The organism is Methylobacterium sp. Leaf456 (assembly GCF_001425465.1).
Classification (GTDB): Bacteria; Pseudomonadota; Alphaproteobacteria; order Rhizobiales; family Beijerinckiaceae; genus Methylobacterium.
This window is the reverse complement of sequence record NZ_LMQV01000041.1, coordinates 64,844-84,245: the sequence shown is the minus strand read 5'-3', so window position 1 is coordinate 84,245 and position 19,402 is coordinate 64,844. Positions and strand designations below refer to the sequence as shown.

Sequence of the window (19,402 nt, the reverse complement as noted above, 5' to 3'; positions counted from 1 at the left end):
AGGTCGATCCTACCCACGCCCGATCACCTTCGGCTTGGGCCGGTCGAGGACGCCCGTCACGGCGTCGACGAGCTTCAGTGCCGCGTTGATGCCGGCCTCGCCCGACGCTTGCACGATGACCATGCGGAACGCCGTCCTTCCGGTATCGGCGTCCCGGGCGCCTTCCGTCACCGAGACGCTGAGCCGTGGTTCACGCTTCGCCATGATCGGCCTCCTTCGGCTGGGGCTTGGCGACCGCGCCCTCGACGTCGATCCCGCACGCCGCCGCCAGGAAGCACAGCGTCAGGAAGGCCAGGACGAACGCGGAGCCCCACACCGCGGTGACGAACACCGCCCGCAGCAGGGCGTCCCCGCGCCCGTCGAGGATGAAGCCGCAGGTCACGATTCCCGCGGCGGAGACGGCGACCCTGCCCGGGCCGCCGGCGATGAGGGTGAGGAAGGACCGCATCAGGATGCCCCCCTCACCAGATTGGCGTCCGCCTTGGCGAAGCGACCCATGTCCTTCAGGAGGAACTGCATCAGCTCCTTCCGGACCTCGGGTGTGCCCTGCAGGTAGAAGGTGTCCTCGCCGAGTGAGATGGAGATCTCGGGCTCTCGCTCCGCCTTCACCGCCGCCTCACCCTTCTCGATCAGGTCGAGGATGCGCTCCACGGACGAGGCGTCCCCGGAGATGGTCGTGAACGGATCGTCCTCGCCGAAGCTGTGGTGTTCCGTCCGGCGGAGGCTCTCGTCCGGAAGGCGGGACACGATGCCTGTCAGCGTGCGGACCTCCTCGACGATCTGGTCGATCTCGAACGAGTAGCTGGGCCCGTGCAGGATGGTGACGATGTTTCGGAGGCCGTTTTCCCACCGCGCCTGGTAGCGTTTGAGATCGGCGTCGGCGGCCTCCTTGGGCTGCTCAGGCGTACGGCATTCGCGCACCAGGGCCTCGTAGGGCCCCACGATCAGCGTTGACGGCGCCGGCTCGTCGGGTGCCAGGAAGCGACGTTGGGTCATGCTGAAGGCGACCCAACGCTCGCGGTCTACCTTGCTGCCATACCCGTTCAACGCATGAAGCTTCGCCGCTTTGGTCACGGTAGCGACGTCGGCTCCGTCCTCAACGAGGATGGTGCTCGACGTGAACTCCGGCCAGCCGATCCGGACGGCGAACACCTGCTGAAGAGGCCCCACGTCATCGACCAGGTCGAGGGGCACGTACCGGATCTCGAACCCGGCCTTGGCGAGGGACTGGGTGATCTCGTGGGCTAGCTCCTCGGCTCGGTGGGGGGCGCAGCCTTGCACTGCCGCCTTGATGTCTCGGACAATCACCATCTCGGCGTCCAGGACGGCGTGATCCCGGTCGGTGAGACCGTGCGGCCGCTCCGATGCGACGAGGATCTCCATGCCACGTGGGACGGGAGCTTCTGCCGCGGCCTTGATGGCTCGCTCACCCTCCTCATCGAGGACGATGTCGAGCCCCTGCACGGGGGCCTCACGCCATGCCAGGAGATCCTTCTCCGAGACGGCGGTCCAGTTGCCGGTGCGGACAGCCTCCCGAACGGCCTCGGCGTTGCCGGTCGGCTTCGGCACGATGATGAGGTCGGCCTTGGCCAGAGCGGCCAGGATGCGGTCGGTCCGCTCTATCGCAGACGATAAGCCACCATGGTCGGCGCGCACCGCCGCGTGGATGACGGCCCTCGTGCCGGTGACGTGGAACTTGGTCTGGATGTCCATGGTCTCGCGCCGCATGGGGACGCTCCTTCATGTGTGGGGTTGCTGGGGGAATCGAGGAGCGCCCCTGCCGCCGGGCGCGCGACGGGGCAGCCTCAGGCGGCTGCGGGCTGCCGGTAGTAGGAGGCGACTTGCTCGGCGATCTTCGGACCGTCGAGGACCTCCCGGACGGCGAGGCAAGCGACCGTGAGGGCCGTGGGGTCCTCGATCCCGATCTGCTCGGCGAGGACCTTCACGTCAGCCTCGTCGGTGGGGAAATCGAAGATGCAGTCGAGCTTCTTGAGGGCCTCGACCGCCTCGGTCTGGCTGGCATCGACGACGAACAGCCCCTCGCGCGCCAAGCGCTTCATGATGCGCTCGGCGACCTCGTGGGCGGCGACGTTGCCAGATGCGACGATCTCGCCGGCGATGATCCTGCGTGTGTTCTCAATGCTCATGGTGGTCTCCCAAGGAGTTGCGCTGATCTCGGTGGCCACTGTCGCCTGGCTCGTCGGCGGGGCGGATCAGGCGGCGATGGTGAGCCCGAGGGCCGGGACCGCCTTGGCGTGCCAGCCGGTGTCGTCGGCGTAGACCTCGGCCGCCCGCCACCGCGGGGGCTCCGTCCGGAGGATCAGGAGGTCGCCCTCGACCGGGACGGTGCCTTGGGCGAACACGGTGACCCTGCGGCCCGGCTCGACCTCGACGAGGCAATCGACGGTGAAGGCGGACCCTACGCGATGGATCACGGCTGGCTCCTTCTGGGTGGGACGCGGGGGAGAGTGGACGGCTGCGGCGGCTCGCCGTGGCTCTCGGCGAGCCCGTTCGCGAGGCGCTCGATGCTGATGCGCGACGTCTCCATGAGGAGGCGGTCGACCGAGTCCGAGACATCCATCAGCGCGCACTTCAGGGCCGGGTCAGTGAGCTCGTCGATCCGGCGGTGGACAGCCGCGCGGACCGTGATGAGCCGGGCCTTCGTCGCCGCCTTGTCGAGGCGCTGCAGGCCGGTGACGAACTCGCTACGGACGGACGTCATGCTGCACTCCTCTGGCGCCGGACCTCGGCGGCGCGCCGGGCGGCGGTGACCCGGTCCACGCGGGGGATCGGCAGGCCGCGCTGGCGGAGCACGCGGCGCACGCTGTCCTGCGACAGCCCGGTCTCGACGGCCGCGGCCGGCACGCTAGCGAGGCGCTCGACGGCAGCGACAACGGCGTCAGCGAGGCCGGGGGTCTTGAGCGGCCTGCTCCCCCGCGCAGGGCGGGGGAGCCCGAGCGTCTGGCGACCCTCGGCCGCCAACTCCAGAAGGACGTTCACGGAGCACCAGTGCCAGCGCTCGCGAGCCGCAATCATCCCGTCCTCGCGGGACAACAGCAGCGCGACGGTCTCGGGTTTGGGGCGAATCCAAACGTCCGTGGCGAGGCTCTTGCCGCGGCTCACGACACCACCTCGTCGACCGGGACGTAGGTGATCTCGCGTCGCAGACCGAGGCGGCGGAGAAGCCTGTCCCCGGGGACCCGGTGCCCCCTCAGGACGTCGCTCACGTACTGAGGCGAGACCCCGTTCGCGGACGCCCATTTCGCCTGGGTACCGGCAGCCCGGCACTCGGCCAGGAGCATGCGGACGATTGCTTCGTCTCCGAGGACTACTGGTCGTTCGAGGCTATCGTCAGCCACCATCGGGCCCTCCTGTCGACGTGACAAGAGAGAATGTACCCGCGATCCGCTGATCCGCTAGATGTGTAACGGATGATCAGGGACTATTTTGGCATTTCGATTTATTCCACAATCCATAATAAATCATCGGCCCTTGTCGGCCTTGGAATTCATGGCAATCTACTCTGATCTGCGGATCATCGGAGGTCGCCATGCTCACCCTCATCTTGCTCCTTGTCGCCGTCGGGGCCGTCTGCGCCTCGGCCTACGGGGCGGCCCAGCGCCCGCTCCCGCCCCTGACCGAGGCCCTGCCCGTCGGTGCCCTCGGCCTGGCATGGCGCCGCGTCGGGGAGCGCCAGACCAAGGGCGGCCTCAAGACCCTGTGGCTCGCCGATGCCGGTGACGAGAGCTCCTACAGCCGGCTCTACCGGGCGGATCGCGACGGGATGCGCGAGCTGGGCTTCTCCTGGGGTGGCGACCGCCAGGGCGAGTACGACAAGCCGGTCTGCTGGGAGCCGCAGCCCGCGCCGTCGAACGACCGATTCGAGGCGGCCTTCGCCCGGGCCGACGGGATCGCGCGCGAGGAAGAAGGACGCCGCGCAGCCGAGGAGGCCGAACGCCGGGCCCGGGTGGCCGAGAACATGGCTCGCCTGTGGGCGCAGGAGGGTGAGGAGCGCCTCGCCGCCGTCTCCCTCCTGCGCGACCGGATGAAGGCGCTGCCGTGGGCGTGGACGCGGTCGCAGCGGGACAAGGCGACCGCGATCTTCGCCGAGGGCGATCAGCCGTCAGCGTCGGCCGCCAAGATGGCCCGGCGCCTGGTCGAGACCTGCGACGAGATGGTCGCCCGGGTCACGGATCGGGCGCAGACGGAGAGGAAGGAGAAGTGGTGGGCGCTGGCCGCTGACCCGGCGATCCAACTCCTCGTCCACTCGGCCACGAAGCACCTGTCCGCCATGGACGACGACTGGGCGACGGTTTCTAACGATGCGGGCTGGTCGAAGGCTCACACCGCGTTGGGGCACGTCCTCTCCGGCCTGCCGCGGCTCGGTCAGTGCGAGGCGTCCCAGGCCCTGTGGGCCGTCCACGTCCACCGGCGGCAGATCCCCGACAACATGCGCCGCGAGCTCTTCGGGGAGGCCGCGTGATGGCCCGGCGACCGCATCCGAATCAACTCGACCTGTTCGCCAGCGTCACAGAGCCAACCCCGGAGCCGGCGGAGACCGTCGTCCGGCAACCGGATCGCCGCGACGACGAGATCACGCCGTTCGTCGACGCCTCGATCATGGGGGTCGTTCCGGGTCGTACCCCGATGGACGCCGCCCTGATCGAGGCCGGCCTCGCGAACCTCTACTCCCTCTCGATGGGGTACGCGCTGCGAGACATGACGGTGCCCTTCGCACCACGGAGCATCGCCTTCCCGGTGACGCTCCGGCGCGACCGGGGCGGTCGCCCATACCTTTTCCTATCGACGCCGGCCTGCGCCGACCTGCCGTACGTGCGCAGGGTCGAGGAGGTCACGGGGCTGAAGGCCGTGTGGGCGCCTTCAAACTGCGACGGGGGCATGTGGCACCACGCCATCGATCTCGCGACCGATGCCGGCTGGGAACGCCTAGCCGGGAGCATGGAGCACACGAAGATCAGCCACGTGCTCCACGCCGTCGGCCTCAATGTGTTCTGGGGGGAACTGTCGGTCGGCAACGCACGCGCCCTTCTCGAAAGGATCGGCGAGCCGGAGCCCGCCGACGCACGCCCGGCAATCCTCGGCTCGTGGGCGAAGCCGTTCGGCGCGTCGGTAACCAACAACTACCTGCACGGCTGGGGCTCCGTCCGCGCCATCGAGCTCGGCTGGGCAACCCCCAAGCGCATGAAGGGCAAGCGCGAGATCGAGGCGGCCTTCACCGAGGCCGGGCTCGCCGCAATCGCCGAGGCACGGGCATCGAAGATCGCCGCCTGAAGAAAAATCCGCATTTTTGCGGATTTCCCCGCTGTGCCTTTCGAGCCGGCGCGGCACGATTCCCTCACCACCAACCAAGGAGACAACCCGTGGCCCGTCAGCTTCTCGCCTACATCCTCGCCGCCATCGCCGCCGTCGCCGAGATGGCCGTCACCGCAACCCGCCTCGTCTGGAAGGCGGGCCGCTGGGTCGTCGAATCGATCACCCCCGCTCCCCGCCGCGCCGCCCCCGCCGGTGGTGGTTCCGCCGACATGGCCGCCGCGCTGGCCGAGGCCGCGACCGCCCCGGTCGGATCGCCTGCCGCCCTGACCGCCGCGCCGGCCCCCAAGAAGGCAATCACCCCCGACGAGGCCGCCAGGGAGTGGGGCTCCCTCGCCCAGCGTTTCGCCCTGTCCCAGGGGACGCTCACGGACGAGGAGCCCGATCTCCGCGCCCTCGACGAGGCGGCGCAGGCTTGGCTCCGGGGCCTCCCCTGGATGGACCTGATGAACGTCGCCAACGGGGACGCCTTGATGATCGGGCGCCACATGCTCGGCATGAAGCCGCTGGCGTCCCTGCCGCCGTGCCCGACGCTTGAGGAGTGGGAGCAGGGCAAGCGCGAGATGGCCCAGATGACCGCGGAGAAGCGCGAGCGCATGGCCGAGGGCCGCAAGGCCATCAGCGACGCGATCCAGGACCTGATCGACAGCCCCTCGTACGTGCCCTGCCAGGGCGTCTGATCACCCCGCATCCCTGACGCAACGAAGCCCGCCTCGGTCACCCCGGGGCGGGCTTTTTCAGGTCTGGATGCCATCGAAGAAAAATGCGTCCCCGTGCATTTTAGGGGTTGCGACTTTCCCTGTGCGCACGTGTGCACACGTCGTCAGCACGCGAAAGCATTCCGTCAGCACGTGGAGCCCCGTACGTACGCGGCCCCGGTGCCGCGTACGTCACGCGCGGCGGGCGTTCGTACGGCGGGCGGCGACCGCGACGGCCCGGACCGCATCAGCCCGGCGGCTGGTGGCGAGCTCGCCCTTCAGGCGGGCGTTCTCGGCCCGGAGCGCAGCGAGCTCCCGGCGCTGCTCCAGGAGGACCCGGGCGACGGTCGCCAGGTTCTCCGAGGTCACCGCCTCCTCCTCGGCAGCCCGGGCCTCGGCGACCAACCGGTCACCCCGGGCGAGGCCGGCAGCATGGGCGGCAGCGAGGCCGGCCGCGAGACCGTAGGCGCCGTTCTCGAAGCTGGAAACGAAACGGTCTGCGTTCATAGGGGCCTCCCCTGGTGCGTGAGACCAGGAGATCGCTACTCGGATTCACTTGTCGAGAGTCGGTCGCTTGTAGTGGTTACTGATCTCCTGGCCGCCTGTGGAGAACCCGTTACGTGCGGGCCAACTTTGGATCGGCCTGCAGGGCTGGGTTCGTACGGTAACAGAGCGCCCCGTTACACCTATGCTGTGTAACGAGTGCTCCGACTTGCGTAACGGATTGTCGAAGGTCTCCATTACCAGTGCCAGATGATGTGAGCGAAGTCGCTCAAGTGCCAGACGGTATCCGTCGGGTGCACGACCACGTTCCAGAGTGTCGTCGAGTCCGCGCAGGCGAGCCAGACGAAGCACTTCGAGGACGACTGCATGAAGCTGGAGGCCAGGCTCCGAGCCAATGACGAGATGCGCGACGACGCCCTGGCGGAATGCGATTACCTACGAGAGGAGAATGTCCGTCTGGCGCGGGAGGCCGCCGAGGTGCTGAAGCTGCGGGCCGAGAACGAGCAGATGCGGCGGCGCCTGGACAGGATACGCGCGGAGGAGTTCTGGGACCGGGTCATGGCCGAGGTGGCGGAGATGATGCCGGTCGGCGGGACGCGGCCGCTGGACGAGATCTTGGCGGGCCTGAAGGACTCGATCCACCGCGGGGCTCGGCTGCACAAGGAGCCGCTCGACGAGGACACGCTGAAGAAGAAGATGATCGGCCGGTGGGAGCACGGGAAGTATTTCGAGAAGGCTCCGGACGGCACCCTCGTGCGCAAGGCCGGATAAGCGGGGTTCCCGATCCGGGGGGCAAGCGGAACAACGGCATTCTTACCGGGACAACCAGTCGTGTGATGGCGTCGGAGAGCGCCGGACACCACTGTCGTTCTACTCGGCATCAGTCTCTCCCCATGAAAACCGCGCTACCGTCCCTTGAAACGAGTCGAATGTGCTGATGTAGAGTTGCGGCCGTCGCGGTAGGATACCATCTAGGCAGTAAGGTCCTGGGTGGAGCATTGCGATGGCCAGCAACGGAGTGGCGGCAGCTGCGCTTGTCGTTGTCCCCGACCACGAGACAGCGGTCGATCTCCTCTATTTCGAGGCCATCGCGCAAACGGTCGTCAACCTGATCGATGCGACACCCAACAAGCCACTCACCGTCGGCATTCACGGTGATTGGGGGGCCGGCAAGTCGAGCGTGCTGCGAATGGCCGAGGCTCGGCTCAAGAAGCGGGAGGGCGTTCTGTGCCTCCACTTCGACGGGTGGCGTTTCCAGGGGTTCGACGATGCCAAGACGGCATTACTGGAAACCATCGTCGAGGAGTTGCGCGACTCCGAGACCTTCGGTGCCAAGACGAAGAAGGCGGCCAAGGGCCTGCTCAAGCGCGTCCGCTGGATGAAGCTGGCCAAGCGAGGCGGCCAGTTGGCCTGGAACTATGCGAGCGGCCTGCCGAGCCCGGATCAGGTCACCGAGATCCTAGGTAAGCTTTCCGGCATTCTCAACGCGCCGGGGGAAGCCGTCGACGGCGAAGCGCTCAAGAAGGTCGTGGAGGAGGCGAAGGAATACCTCGCCGAACCCGAGGCGGCCGAGTCCGCGGTCACGCACATACGTGCGTTCCAGAAGGAGTTCGAAACGCTCCTGAAGGAGGCGGGCATCAAGAAGCTCGTCGTCCTGATCGACGACCTCGACCGTTGCCTGCCCAAGACCGCAATCGAGACCCTGGAGGCGATCCGCCTCTTCCTTTTCACTCCGCAGACGGCCTTCATCATCGCGACGGACGAGGCGATGATCGAGTATGCTGTCCGGCAGCACTTCCCCGACCTGCCGGCTGCGGCGGGGCCGACCTCCTATGCGCGGAACTACCTGGAGAAGTTGATCCAGGTGCCGTTCCGCATCCCTGCGCTCGGGATGGAGGAGGCCAAGGTCTACGTCACCCTGCTCCTCGCGCAGGCGATCCTGGGAGAGGAGGCCCGGGGTTTCGTGACGCTGGTCGAGAAGGCCCGGGCCGTCATCAAGACGCCCTGGATTTCGAATGCCCTCACGTTGGAGGACATCATCGCTGCCGGGCCCGACAAGCGAACGGAGCTGACGGCCGCCTACCGGCTTGCGCAGCAGCTAGGGCCGACGGTCGCGGAAGGGCTTGAGGGCAACCCCCGACAGATCAAGCGCTTCCTGAACGCCGTCGCGTTGCGGAAAGCCGTCGCCGACGCGCGCGGTCTCTCAAGCGAGGTCGAGATCTCCGTCCTAGGGCGCGTGATGCTGATCGAGCGCTTCAAACCGGATTTCTTCACGCAGGTCGCCAAGCAGGCGATGACGGTCGCGGGTGGCATCGTCGTGGAGTTGAAGCTGCTTGAAAGCGACGAGGCGACACCTCCGAGACCGGGTGGACCGTCCGCTGGATCGCCCCAAGCGGACGGCTCCAGGACACTGCCTGAGGCCGTGGCCGATTGGGCGGGGGACGCTTGGCTGCGCAACTGGGCACGGCTGGACCCCGACAAGCTCCTCAGTACCGTCGACCTACGCCCGTACGTGTTCGCGACCCGCGACCGCAAGAGCGCGTTCGGTCGTGCCTCGTCCAACGCCCTGCTCGACCGTATCCTGTCGTCCGTGGGTTCGGGTGCGCTCGGGGCGACGCAAGTGGACGGCGACATCCGAGCACTGGACGAAACCGGTGCCAACCTGCTTTTCAACACGTTGAAGGACCAGATCCTGGCCGTCGATCAGCTCTCGGCCTCGCCTCCGCACTTTGCCGGCCTGTGTGCGCTTGTGCGCCACCACCCCAGGTTCCAGGGTCGGCTCCTGGACTTCCTCGGCGAACTGCCAGCCGACGAGCTCGGCAGTTGGGCCGCTGCCGGTTGGTCCCCGCAGGCCTTCCAGGATGGGCCGAAGACGCGGGCGCGGGACATGTTGCGGTCCTGGTCAACCAGGGGAAGCCGTCAACTCCAGATCACCGCCAAGGCCACTTTGAGAAGTCTGGACGGACCGGAGCGCCGCTGATGGGAACGTCCGCACTGCCACGCGGGCAACGTCCGACGACCCCTCTGGTCCCGGGTTGGCTGGGCGGTCCGGCACCGCCGCCGGTCCCGCCGCCCGGCATGCCTCCGCCCCCCGTCGTCCCCCCCGGACCCGTGCCTCCTGTCCCGGTCCCAGGCCCTCCGACCCCGCCTGGCGCAACTCCCGCACTTCCCTTGGTCCCGGCCCCTCCGCCAGCCCCTCCGCCCGAACCCAACCGCTTCGGCCCGAGCAGGTCCAACTTCACCAGGTTCTCCCGGAGCGGCGGAACCGATGACCGTGCCCTGGGCAGGGCCGTCAGGGGGTACGCCCGCAACGCCGCCGGTGGGGCACGCAACGCGACGCGCCGGATGGGAGCGGCCCGTCAGGCTGCGGCGGGCGTGCTCGGCCTGTTCCGCGACTTCGACACGGTCGGCGTCCGCGAGACCTTCGAGCGCCTTGGGCTCGATGCGCTCCTCGACGGAGGGGTTGCGGAGGCATTCGCGGGGCTCACGGACGTGATCTGCGCCGACGGTGGCCTCGTGGACGAAGCCATCGCTCGTGACGCATGGGCCGAGACCGTCGACCAGCTCGGCGCCCTTGGGATCGAAAGCCTCGACGCGTTCGAGGCCGCCCAGAAGCAAGGCTTTTTCGCCGCCTTCCTCTCCAACAGCATCGTGGGGCGCATTTTCCACGATATCGCGGTTCGCGGTTTCAAGGTCGCCCCGGTCATAGCCGACTTCCGTACCGTCGAGCGCGAGTTGCGGGACTACGTGTCCGCCGCCACGCGCGACGGCATCATCGGCCTAACCCCGCAATCGTTCGGCGACCTCACCGGCCCGAGCCTGGGACGCATCGTGGACGAGATCTACGAGGTGGCGTGGTCCCTGTTGGAAACCTACGGCGATGAAGGCGAATCCTCATGAGATGCCACATCGTCGTTCGTCTCGGACCCTCCGACCGCGCATCCATCGCCGCCCCCGCCGGAGAGCCGCAGCGTACCCTCGACGTCCGTCCCGACGTAGCGGGCCTGAGGTTCGGCATGGGCCAGATCCTCGGCGAGATGGCCACACGCGGGTTGCGTCCGACCGAGGTAGGCGTCGACCTGCTGGTTCTTGCCGTAGCCGTGCAGGCGGCCGACACGCGGATCTCCAGGGTCCGTAACGCGGAGGACTCCTTCACGCGGGAGATCGCGCTTTGGGTCCCGGTCTCGGATCCCACGCTATGGTCCGGCGTGGCGGACCTGATCGAGCGGATGCTGGGCTTCCTGTCGGGGGACATCTGGCGCGTGTTCTTTCGATCCAGGCCCGACGACGGTCCGCTCGCGCCGGCTCCTCTGGGTCTACCGCTTCTCCCGTTCGACCGGGTGGCCTTGTTCTCCGGCGGGGTCGACAGCTTCGTCGGCGCGACAGATCTCCTCGCCAGCGGAAGCAAGACGTTGTTCGTCAGCCACTACTGGGATGCCGGCACGTCGAGCCAGGCGGCATGCGTCCGAATGCTCGATCAGCAGTTCGGAGCCTTCGGCACGCGCCACGTTCGTGCACGGGTCGGCGTCACGGCCGGCGACATGGCCTCCCTTGGCAGCGAGGACACGCAGCGTGCCAGGTCGTTCCTATTCCTCGCCCTCGCCGCCGCCGGAACCAGCGCGATGCCCCGTGGGTCCCGGGTGGTGGACGTTCCCGAGAACGGCCTCATCTCCCTCAACGTCCCGCTCGATCCGCTCCGAGTGGGAGCATGGAGTACACGCACGACACATCCGTTCTACCTGGCTCGCTGGCAGGAGTTGCTGAGGCGGCTGGACCTCGCGGAGAACGTCGAGAACCGTTATCGATTCAGGACGAAGGGACAGATGCTGGACGAGGTGGCCCGACGCAGCTTCGTCGAAGCCGCCATGCCGAGCACGATATCCTGCTCCTCGGTATCGAAGGCCCGGTGGGAGGGAAGGCCGCCCGGTCATTGCGGATATTGCGTACCGTGCCTCATACGGCGCGCCGCCGAGGTCCATGCCTACGGCTACGAACCCACGACGTATCTTGACCTTCCCGTGTTGGGCGGCACGGTCGATCCGCGGGGCGCCAAGGGAGAACACGTCAGGAGTTTCGAGTTCATGGCCCAACGTCTGCGGCGAAAGCCGGAAACCGCGGTCGCGCTCGTGCGAAAACCTGGGCCGCTCACTGACTACGCCCCCGGGGAGATACGCGACTACACCAAGGTCTTCGCGGAGGGTATAGACGAGGTGGGACGAGCTATCGGAAACCTGCAGTCCTTCGCTCCCTGAAGCTCCCGACGGCGGTGGCCTTGCACGATTTCCATTGCCACCTCGACCTGATGGCCGATCCGAAGGCGGAGTACGAAACGCGCGGTGCCTATCGGGTGACCACCGTCGCCGTCACGACGACCCCGCGCGCCTGGCAACAGAACCTTGCATGGTCCAAGGGAAACCCTTGGACGCGACCGGCGCTGGGGCTTCACCCGGAATTGGTCGGGCAGGCACAGGACGAGGTCGGCCTGATGCTGGACCTCATGCCCCAGGCGAGGCTCATCGGGGAGATCGGCCTCGACGGCAGTCCGCACCTGGCGGATGCCTTCGAGGCGCAACGACGCGTGTTCAGGGAGGTCCTGCACCGGGCAGGCTCGCTGGGTGGCCGGGTGCTGAGCATCCACAGCCGTCGCGCCGCCGGACAGGTCCTCGACGAGATCCGTGCCTGCCCGTCGAGGGGAGGCTTCCTGCCCGTCCTGCATTGGTTTTCCGGTACGGCCTCCGAACTCGGTCGGGCCATCGCAGCGGGCTGCTGGTTCTCCGTCAACGGCAGCATGTTGAAGGGGGCACGGGCATCTTCCCTCATGGCTGCAGTTCCCCTCGATGCGCTGCTGATCGAGAGCGATGCCCCTTTCCGGGGTGGCAAGGGCGACCTGAGGGCTACGGTGAACCGCCTTGCGGAGATGCTGGGAAAGGACACGGCGGACTTGGAAGCCATCACCGACGGCAATGCATCCCGCTTGCTTGGAAACTTCGATATCCCAGCCTAGTCGTCTCAGCCTCGGTAGCGCAGCGCCTCGACCACCAGGGCGAAGGCCGGGGCGTGCTGGTGCCGGCTCGGGTAGTACAGGTGGTAGCCGGCGAACGGGGGGCACCATTCGGCCAGGACCCGCTTGAGTCGGCCCTCCTCGACGTAAGGCCGCACCCGGTCCTCCGGCAGGTAGGCGAGGCCCAGCCCGCCGAGGGCGGCCTTCAGGATCAGCCCGGTGTTGTTGAACGCCATCTGGCCCTCGACCCGGACGTTGAGCTCGCGGCCGGCCTTCTCGAACTCCCAGGCGTAGATGTTCCCACGCGTCGGCAGGCGTAGGTTGATGCAGCGGTGGTGCATCAGGTCCTGCGGCTTCCCCATCGAGGAGGTCGCCGGCGCGGTGAAGGAGTTGATCGCCCAGGGCAAGGTCAAGCATTTCGGCTTGTCCGAGCCTGGAGCGCAGACCGTTCGTCGGGCGCACGCGGTCCAGCCCGTGGCCGCCATCCAAAGCGAGTATTCGCTTTGGACCCGCGACCCGGAACCGGAGATTGAACCGCCCCGGGATTTTCGGAGGCTCCAACTCTTGAGAGACTGGAGCCATGACGAAGCATATCCCACCCTTCTCCCCTGAGGTCCGCGAGCGGCCAACCAGGCGCTGGTCGAGCTCCTGCAACGCTTCGCCGAGGCCAAGGAGGCGACGGCGGCGCAGATCGCGTTGGCTTGGTTGCTCTCGCGAAAGCCATTCATCGTGCCCATCCCCGGCACGCGCCGGCTCGACCGGGTCGTGCTCACGCCCCAGGACATGGCCGAGATTGAGGCGTCCGCCTCCGCCATTCCTATCGAGGGAGAACGTTTGCCCGCTGCCGTCCTGCAGTTCTCCTACCGCTGACCCCATCCAAGGGGCGTCGGGATTCACGACTCCTAAGGCAGCGCATAGCGGGACGCGCGTCCCGTTGCCCGCTTCCGGAGTCAACGGCCCGTAAACTATGACCGTCTGGCCCGGGATCGTGCGTCACGATCCGCCGCCGGTCCCCGGGACGGTTACGAGGGTCTCCTGACGAACCCGATGTCGGCGGCGACGGCCTTGAGCCGATCCGGTTCCCGCTCCTTTCGTTCCGAGTAGCGGTCCACGAGGTAGTCGGATCGCTCGCGGGTCAGGAGCGTGAACTTCATCAGCTCCTCGCAGACATCGACGACCCGGTCGTAGAGCGGCCCGGGTTTCATCCGGCCGGTTTCGTCGAACTCCTTGTAGGCCATCGGCACCGAGGACTGGTTCGGGATGGTGACCATCCGCATCCAGCGCCCGAGCACGCGCAGGCCGTTGACGGCGTTGAAGGACTGCGAGCCGCCGGAGACCTGCATCACGGCCAGCGTCCGCCCTTGGGTCGGGCGCACCGACCCCTCGGACAGGGGCAGCCAGTCGATCTGGCTCTTCATCACCCCGGACATGGCCCCGTGTCGCTCCGGGCTGACCCAGACGTGCCCTTCCGACCAGATCGAGAGGTTCCGGAGTTCCTGGACCTTTGGGTGATCGGCGGTGGCGTCGTCGGGCAGAGGGAGGCCGTGCGCGTCGTAGATGCGGACCTCGCCGCCCATCGCCTCAAGCAGGCGCGCCGCCTCGTAGGCGAGGAAGCGGCTGAACGAGCGCTCCCGGAGCGACCCGTAGAGGATCAGGAAGCGCGGGGCGTGGGCGAACGGCGTCGCCACCTGCAGGTCGGCGCTCGCCGGAACGATGAAGTGTCCCTCGCTCAGGTTCGGCAGGCCGTCGGCGAAGGGCTGTCGAGGCTTGTCCAAGGAACGTCTATCCTCTACGTTTCAATGATGGTTGAGATATTGACATCATGATGGACGAACGGCAAGCTGTCGCTGCCTTCGCGGCCCTCGGCCAGGAGCATCGGCTGCGCATCGTGCGCCAGCTCGTCACAGCGGGGCCTGACGGGATGGCGGCCGGCATGCTGGCCGAGGCGGTCGGCGTGTCCGGCACCAACCTGTCGTTCCACCTGAAGGAACTCAGCCATTCCGGCCTGGTCACCTCCCGGCGCGAGGGGCGGTCGATCATCTACAGCGCCGCCTACCCGGACCTGTCCGAGCTCATCCAGTTCCTGATGCGCGATTGCTGCCAGGGCCGCCCCGAGGTCTGCGCCCCGGCCGTAGCCGCCCTATCCGCCTGCTGCGAGGAAACCGCCTGATGGACGTCGTGATTTACCACAACCCGGATTGCGGCACGTCCCGCAACACCCTGGCACTCATCCGCAACGCCGGCATCGAGCCGCACGTGATCGAGTACCTGAAGACGCCGCCGAGCCGGGTGATGGTCCGTCAACTCGCGGAGCGTGCCGGCCTCACCGTGCGCGACCTCCTGCGGGAGAAGGGCACGCCCTACGCCGATCTCGGCCTTGGGGACCCGAGCCTTACGGATGACCGGCTTCTCGATGCCATCGAGGCTCACCCGATCCTGTTGAACCGCCCCCTGGTCGTCACCCCTCAGGGCGTCGCCCTCTGCCGACCGTCCGAGGCGGTCCTCGACCTCCTGCCTGCCCAGCAGGGCGAGTTCGTCAAGGAGGACGGCGAGCGCGTCGTCGACGAGCACGGCCGGCGCATCGCCACCGCCTGATCGCTCCACATAATCAAGAACAAGAAACGGTCCCGATGCTCGCGCTCGCCATCTTCGTCGTCACCCTCGTGTTCGTCATCTGGCAGCCGAAGGGGTTCGGGATCGGATGGAGCGCCCTGATCGGAGCCGCGGTCGCGCTCGCCACCGGGGTCATCCACCCGGGCGACATCCCGGTCGTCTGGCACATCGTCTGGGACGCCACGTTCACCTTCGTCGCGCTGATCATCATCTCGCTGCTGCTCGACGAGGCCGGCTTCTTCCACTGGGCGGCGCTCCACATCGCCCGGTGGGGCGGCGGACGGGGGCGCCTGCTGTTCCCGTTGGTGATCCTGCTCGGCGCCGCCATCGCCGCGGTGTTCGCCAACGACGGCGCGGCCCTGCTGCTCACCCCCATCGTGCTGGCCATCCTGCTGCGCCTCGACTTCAAGCCGGCCGCGGCGCTGGCCTTCATCGTCGCCTGCGGGTTCGTTGCGGACTCCACCAGCTTGCCGCTGGTGATCTCGAACCTCGTCAACATCGTCTCGGCGAACTTCTTCGACATCTCCTTCAGCCGCTACGCGGCCGTGATGGTGCCGGTGAACCTCGTCTCGCTCGCGGCGACCCTGGTGGTGCTGTGGCTGTTCTACCGGCGCGACCTTCCGGCCACGTACCCCGTGGCCGAGCTCGAAGCGCCGCGCCACGCGATCATGGACGCGCTGGTGTTCAAGGCAGCCTTCCCGCTCCTCGGGCTGCTGCTGGTCGCCTACTTCGTGACGGCGCCGTTCGGCGTGCCCGTCTCGGTGGTCACCTGCGCCGGCGCCGTGATCCTGCTGGCGCTGGCGAACCGGAGCCGCGTCATTCCGATCCGCAAGGTGCTAGCGGGGGCCCCCTGGCAGATCGTCCTGTTCAGCCTCGGCATGTACCTCGTCGTCTACGGGCTGAAGAATGCCGGCCTGACCGACTACCTGGCGCAAGGCCTCGTCTGGCTCTCGGGCCATGGGCCGTTCGTCGCCACCATAGGCACGGGGGTCGCAGCCGCGATCCTGTCCTCGGTGATGAACAACATGCCGAGCGTGCTGGTTGGCGCGCTGTCGATCCAGCAGGCCCCGGACCTGTCGCCGCTGATGCGCGAGCTCATGGTCTACGCCAACGTCATCGGCTGCGACCTCGGCCCGAAGTTCACGCCCATCGGGAGTCTGGCGACCCTGCTGTGGCTGCATGTGCTCGACACCAAGGGCCAGCGCATCACCTGGGGCCAGTACATGCGGGTCGGCCTCGTCATCACGCCGCCGGTGCTACTCGTCACCCTGGCGGCCCTGGCGTTGTGGCTACCCATGATCGGGGCCCGGTAGCACGGCGATGACCCCGCCGCACCGCTGGCCCGTGACCTCGGCCCTGGGCGTGATCCAAATCCTGACCTGGGGCTCATCGTTCTACCTCCTGTCGGTTCTGGCCACCCCGATGTCGAGGGATACGGGATGGCCCCTCGGCTGGGTCATCGGGGGCCTATCCCTCGGCCTCCTCGTCGCGGGCCTCGTCTCGCCGCGGGTGGGAGCCTTCATCGGGGAGCATGGCGGCCGGCCGATGCTGGCCTTCGCCGCCATCGCCCTGGCGCTGGGCCTCACGGGCCTTGCCCTGGCCCCGTACGTTACGGCTTACTTGGCGGCTTGGCTCCTCATCGGCCTCGGCATGGGCACCGGACTGTACGATCCCGCCTTCGCCACCCTCGGCCGGCTCTACGGTGCCGAGGCGAGGTCCGCCATCACGACGCTGACCCTGTGGGGCGGCTTCGCCAGCACGGTGTGCTGGCCGCTTTCCGCCTTCCTGCTCGAGCAGGTCGGCTGGCGCGGCACCTGCCTCGCCTATGCGGCGCTCCACCTTACGGTCACACTCCCCCTCGTGCTCGTCGTGATCCCGTCCCCTCCGCCGCCTACGGCTCGACGGCTTAAGGGATCAAACGCAAGCGCTCGGCTGGATGGGCGGGAGCGACGCGCCTTCCTCCTCATGGCCGGGGTGCTGACCCTCGGCGGCACGGTGATGGCCATGGTCTCGGTGCACCTCATCACCCTGCTACAGGCCCGTGGCGTGGCTCTCACCTCGGCCGTGGCCTACGGGGCGCTGATCGGACCCTCCCAGGTCGGCGCCCGCATCATCGAGATGGCCGGCAAGGGACGGCATCACCCCCTCTGGACCCTGACCGCCGCCATGGTCCTGGTGATCCTGGGGATCGCGATGCTGACGGCCGGCCTACCCTTGGTCGGGCTGGCGCTGGTCCTCTACGGGGCCGGGAACGGGATCTACTCGATTGCACGTGGTACGGTGCCCCTGGCCCTGTTCGGTCCCGAACGATACGCCGCGCTCGTCGGTCGCCTCGCCCGTCCGGGGCTGGTGGCGCAGGCGCTTGCACCCTCCGTCGGAGCCGTGGTCCTGACCCACGCGGGCGCGGACGCGACCTACGCCCTGCTCAGCGTGCTCGCCGTGGCGAACGTCGCGCTCGCCCTATCGCTCTGGCGCGTCCGGCCGCGAAGCCAGGGAGCCGGCGGCCGCCTTCGACGGTCGCCGTGATCCAGTCCCGATCCGATCTTGCCTCCGACCCGTCGCGAGCCTACTGACGCTTAAACGATTCCATAACGGTTTAAGTGTCGTGCAAGAGAAACAAGCGCTCGACGGCTTCGCGGCCATCGCGCAGGAGACCCGCCTGCGCATCATCCGCCTGCTGGTCACGGCCGGGGCGAAGGGCATGGCGGCTGGTGCCATCACCGAGGCCATCGCAGGTGCCTCGGCGCCGCGCATCTCGTTCCACCTTAGCCACCTGGAGAACGCCGGCCTCGTCGAGAGCCGCCGCGAAGGTCGCTCGATCATCTACAGTGCGATCTTCCCGGCCCTGTCCGACCTCGTCGCCTTCCTCATGCGCGATTGCTGCGAGGGTCACTGCGAGGTCTGCGACCGCGCCATCGACCTGTTCGCCAAATGCACGGGCCGGCCCCAGCGGGTCGAGCAAGCCCCCAAGATCGCCTGCGAGGAAGCATGACCACCTTGCGCGACATCCTCGAAGGCCGGCAGATCCCGATCTACTTCGCCGCCATCGGCCTGGCCGTCGTCGTTGCGCTGATGGTCCCCGGAACCACGGCCCTGGACGTCGGGATCAACCCGGCCCTGGCGTTGATGCTGTTCGTCACCTTCCTCCAGGTACCCCTGCCCGAGTTGGGGAAAGCCTTTACGCGGGTCCGTTTCCTGGCGGCGCTCCTCGCCACGAACTTCGTCGCGCTGCCGATCCTGGTGGCCTGCCTGATCCAGTTCCTGCCCGCCAATCCGATGCTGCGGCTGGGCGTGCTCATGGTCCTGCTCACGCCGTGCATCGACTACGTCGTCACCTTCGCCCACCTCGGCCGCGCGGACGCCAAGGTGCTGCTGGCCTCCACCCCGGCGCTGCTGATCGCGCAGATGCTGCTGCTGCCGGTCTACCTCAACGTCTTCCTCGGCGAGGACGCCGCCAAGTTCGTCCAGGTCGGTCCGTTCGTGCACGCCTTCGTCTGGCTCATCGCGGTTCCCCTCGGACTTGCTGCGGCCGTGCAGATCTGGGCCGGACACAGCCGCGCCGGCCACCGGATCGCCACCGGGCTCGGACTTCTGCCGGTGCCGTCGACGGCCCTCGTCCTGTTCGTGGTGATCGCGTCCGTCCTGCCCCAACTCGGGCCGGCCCTAGACGACGCCCTGCGGGTGGTCCCCGTCTACGTCGCCTTCGCCGTGGCTGCCCCGCTGCTGGGTTGGGCGGTCGGGCGCGCGTTCCGCCTGGATGCCCCCACCGTCCGCACGCTGGCCTTCAGCGCCGCCACCCGAAACTCTATGGTGGTCCTGCCGCTGGCCTTCGCCGTTCCAGGCGCCGTCCCGCTCCTGCCCGCCGTCATCGTCACACAGACGCTGATCGAGCTCCTGAGCGAACTCGTTTACGTCCGCCTCGTGCCCAGGCTCGGCCCAACGGCGGCGTCGCCGGTCCCGGCCGTCTAAGTCGCCCCCGATGAGACGGCAGAGCGTACCCGTGATCCCGCATCGCCACCGTCTCGTGGTGATCTCGGCCCTTGGCTCGATCCAAATCCTGACCGGGGGGGCCTCGTTCTACCTGCTGTGTGTGCTCGCCAACCTGATATCGGAGTATACGGGGTGGCCTCTGAGATGGGTCATCGGGGGCCTGTCCCTCGGCTTCCTCGTCGCGGGTTTGCTATCTCCGCGGGTGGGGCTTTCGTCAGGTAGTGCCTATCCCTTCCGCGCCGACACGCGATGTGGCATCGTCCGT

23 protein-coding genes and 3 pseudogenes are annotated in these 19,402 nt (G+C 67.9%); 16 read left to right on the top strand and 10 right to left on the bottom strand.

Going from position 1 to position 19,402, the window contains the following annotated elements; translation table 11 throughout:
• Window positions 1-9 precede the first annotated feature (9 nt).
• From ASG52_RS27425 to ASG52_RS18995, 7 genes are all read right to left on the bottom strand, one after another.
• Window positions 10-204, bottom strand: a complete 195-nt coding sequence (locus tag ASG52_RS27425; RefSeq protein ID WP_056500594.1) for a hypothetical protein — start codon at window positions 202-204, stop codon at window positions 10-12.
• Complete coding sequence (locus tag ASG52_RS19020; protein WP_056246687.1) at window positions 191-448, bottom strand: hypothetical protein; 258 nt, start codon at window positions 446-448, stop codon at window positions 191-193. The genes ASG52_RS27425 and ASG52_RS19020 overlap by 14 nt, the downstream gene beginning before the upstream one ends.
• The gene (locus tag ASG52_RS19015; RefSeq protein WP_056097065.1) at window positions 448-1,728 is read right to left on the bottom strand and encodes a hypothetical protein; all 1,281 of its coding nucleotides are present in this window, start codon (window positions 1,726-1,728) and stop codon (window positions 448-450) included. The genes ASG52_RS19020 and ASG52_RS19015 overlap by 1 nt, the downstream gene beginning before the upstream one ends.
• A gap of 77 nt (window positions 1,729-1,805) precedes the next feature.
• Window positions 1,806-2,186: a hypothetical protein gene (locus ASG52_RS19010; protein WP_156384042.1), complete on the bottom strand. Its 381-nt coding sequence runs from the start codon at window positions 2,184-2,186 to the stop codon at window positions 1,806-1,808.
• A 27-nt stretch (window positions 2,187-2,213) separates the two neighbouring features.
• Complete coding sequence (locus ASG52_RS19005) at window positions 2,214-2,435, bottom strand: hypothetical protein (RefSeq protein ID WP_056097059.1); 222 nt, start codon at window positions 2,433-2,435, stop codon at window positions 2,214-2,216.
• On the bottom strand, window positions 2,432-2,722 hold the full coding sequence (locus ASG52_RS19000; RefSeq protein ID WP_056097056.1) for a hypothetical protein: 291 nt from the start codon (window positions 2,720-2,722) through the stop codon (window positions 2,432-2,434). Before ASG52_RS19000 ends, ASG52_RS19005 begins: the two co-directional genes overlap by 4 nt.
• Window positions 2,719-3,123 (bottom strand): hypothetical protein, encoded by a 405-nt coding sequence (locus ASG52_RS18995; RefSeq protein ID WP_056097054.1) that lies wholly within the window; start codon window positions 3,121-3,123, stop codon window positions 2,719-2,721. Before ASG52_RS18995 ends, ASG52_RS19000 begins: the two co-directional genes overlap by 4 nt.
• A gap of 427 nt (window positions 3,124-3,550) precedes the next feature.
• On the opposite strand from ASG52_RS18995, the gene ASG52_RS18985 reads away from it, so the two are divergent.
• The 3 genes from ASG52_RS18985 to ASG52_RS18975 all read left to right on the top strand — a co-directional run bounded on the left by ASG52_RS18985 (window position 3,551) and on the right by ASG52_RS18975 (window position 6,011).
• The gene (locus ASG52_RS18985) at window positions 3,551-4,483 is read left to right on the top strand and encodes a hypothetical protein (RefSeq protein WP_056097050.1); all 933 of its coding nucleotides are present in this window, start codon (window positions 3,551-3,553) and stop codon (window positions 4,481-4,483) included.
• Complete coding sequence (locus ASG52_RS18980; protein ID WP_056097047.1) at window positions 4,483-5,292, top strand: hypothetical protein; 810 nt, start codon at window positions 4,483-4,485, stop codon at window positions 5,290-5,292. The genes ASG52_RS18985 and ASG52_RS18980 overlap by 1 nt, the downstream gene beginning before the upstream one ends.
• An 89-nt stretch (window positions 5,293-5,381) precedes the next feature.
• Window positions 5,382-6,011: a hypothetical protein gene (locus ASG52_RS18975; RefSeq protein WP_056097044.1), complete on the top strand. Its 630-nt coding sequence runs from the start codon at window positions 5,382-5,384 to the stop codon at window positions 6,009-6,011.
• Window positions 6,012-6,221: 210 nt separating this feature from the next.
• Here the strand turns inward: ASG52_RS18975 and ASG52_RS18970 are convergent, their stop codons facing one another.
• Window positions 6,222-6,536 carry a hypothetical protein gene (locus tag ASG52_RS18970; protein WP_056097041.1) on the bottom strand — a complete coding sequence of 105 codons (315 nt, stop codon included), beginning with the start codon at window positions 6,534-6,536 and terminating at the stop codon, window positions 6,222-6,224.
• A 399-nt stretch (window positions 6,537-6,935) separates the two neighbouring features.
• Between ASG52_RS18970 and ASG52_RS27420 the strand changes: the two genes are divergently transcribed.
• From ASG52_RS27420 to qatD, 5 genes are all read left to right on the top strand, one after another.
• The gene (locus ASG52_RS27420; protein WP_156384041.1) at window positions 6,936-7,304 is read left to right on the top strand and encodes a hypothetical protein; all 369 of its coding nucleotides are present in this window, start codon (window positions 6,936-6,938) and stop codon (window positions 7,302-7,304) included.
• A 232-nt stretch (window positions 7,305-7,536) separates the two neighbouring features.
• Window positions 7,537-9,513, top strand: a complete 1,977-nt coding sequence (gene qatA, locus ASG52_RS18960; RefSeq protein ID WP_056097040.1) for a Qat anti-phage system ATPase QatA — start codon at window positions 7,537-7,539, stop codon at window positions 9,511-9,513.
• A complete protein-coding gene (gene qatB / locus ASG52_RS28695) occupies window positions 9,513-10,433 on the top strand; it encodes a Qat anti-phage system associated protein QatB (RefSeq protein WP_306424559.1) in 921 nt (306 codons plus the stop codon). Before qatA ends, qatB begins: the two co-directional genes overlap by 1 nt.
• 116 nt (window positions 10,434-10,549) lie before the next feature.
• Entirely contained in the window at window positions 10,550-11,785 is a 1,236-nt protein-coding gene (gene qatC / locus ASG52_RS18950) for a Qat anti-phage system QueC-like protein QatC (protein WP_156384040.1), read from the top strand.
• Between the two features lie 20 nt (window positions 11,786-11,805).
• Window positions 11,806-12,537, top strand: a complete 732-nt coding sequence (qatD, locus tag ASG52_RS18945) for a Qat anti-phage system TatD family nuclease QatD (RefSeq protein ID WP_156384039.1) — start codon at window positions 11,806-11,808, stop codon at window positions 12,535-12,537.
• 5 nt (window positions 12,538-12,542) lie between these two features.
• Here qatD and ASG52_RS28470 read toward each other — a convergent pair.
• A pseudogene (locus ASG52_RS28470) lies at window positions 12,543-12,887 on the bottom strand (LysR substrate-binding domain-containing protein); the annotation flags it as partial.
• Here ASG52_RS28470 and ASG52_RS28465 point away from each other — a divergent pair.
• Window positions 12,829-13,404: pseudogene (locus tag ASG52_RS28465) on the top strand (aldo/keto reductase). The pseudogenes ASG52_RS28470 and ASG52_RS28465 sit on opposite strands and share 59 nt — an antisense overlap.
• A gap of 152 nt (window positions 13,405-13,556) precedes the next feature.
• On the opposite strand, the gene arsH reads toward ASG52_RS28465, so the two are convergent.
• Window positions 13,557-14,309, bottom strand: coding sequence for an arsenical resistance protein ArsH (gene arsH / locus ASG52_RS18935; protein WP_056097026.1), 753 nt, complete (start codon window positions 14,307-14,309; stop codon window positions 13,557-13,559).
• A gap of 47 nt (window positions 14,310-14,356) precedes the next feature.
• Between arsH and ASG52_RS18930 the strand changes: the two genes are divergently transcribed.
• The 7 genes and pseudogenes from ASG52_RS18930 to ASG52_RS28460 form a co-directional block, all read left to right on the top strand.
• Window positions 14,357-14,704 (top strand): ArsR/SmtB family transcription factor, encoded by a 348-nt coding sequence (locus ASG52_RS18930; RefSeq protein ID WP_056097023.1) that lies wholly within the window; start codon window positions 14,357-14,359, stop codon window positions 14,702-14,704.
• Window positions 14,704-15,129: an arsenate reductase (glutaredoxin) gene (gene arsC, locus ASG52_RS18925; RefSeq protein ID WP_056097020.1), complete on the top strand. Its 426-nt coding sequence runs from the start codon at window positions 14,704-14,706 to the stop codon at window positions 15,127-15,129. Before ASG52_RS18930 ends, arsC begins: the two co-directional genes overlap by 1 nt.
• A gap of 35 nt (window positions 15,130-15,164) precedes the next feature.
• Window positions 15,165-16,460, top strand: coding sequence for an arsenic transporter (locus ASG52_RS18920; protein ID WP_056097017.1), 1,296 nt, complete (start codon window positions 15,165-15,167; stop codon window positions 16,458-16,460).
• Between the two features lie 7 nt (window positions 16,461-16,467).
• Complete coding sequence (locus ASG52_RS18915) at window positions 16,468-17,673, top strand: MFS transporter (protein WP_056097014.1); 1,206 nt, start codon at window positions 16,468-16,470, stop codon at window positions 17,671-17,673.
• Between the two features lie 79 nt (window positions 17,674-17,752).
• Window positions 17,753-18,139, top strand: coding sequence for an ArsR/SmtB family transcription factor (locus ASG52_RS18910; protein WP_056097011.1), 387 nt, complete (start codon window positions 17,753-17,755; stop codon window positions 18,137-18,139).
• Window positions 18,136-19,116, top strand: coding sequence for an arsenic resistance protein (locus ASG52_RS18905; RefSeq protein WP_056246682.1), 981 nt, complete (start codon window positions 18,136-18,138; stop codon window positions 19,114-19,116). The genes ASG52_RS18910 and ASG52_RS18905 overlap by 4 nt, the downstream gene beginning before the upstream one ends.
• 10 nt (window positions 19,117-19,126) lie before the next feature.
• A pseudogene (locus tag ASG52_RS28460) lies at window positions 19,127-19,351 on the top strand (MFS transporter); the annotation flags it as partial.
• Window positions 19,352-19,402: the final 51 nt, after the last annotated feature.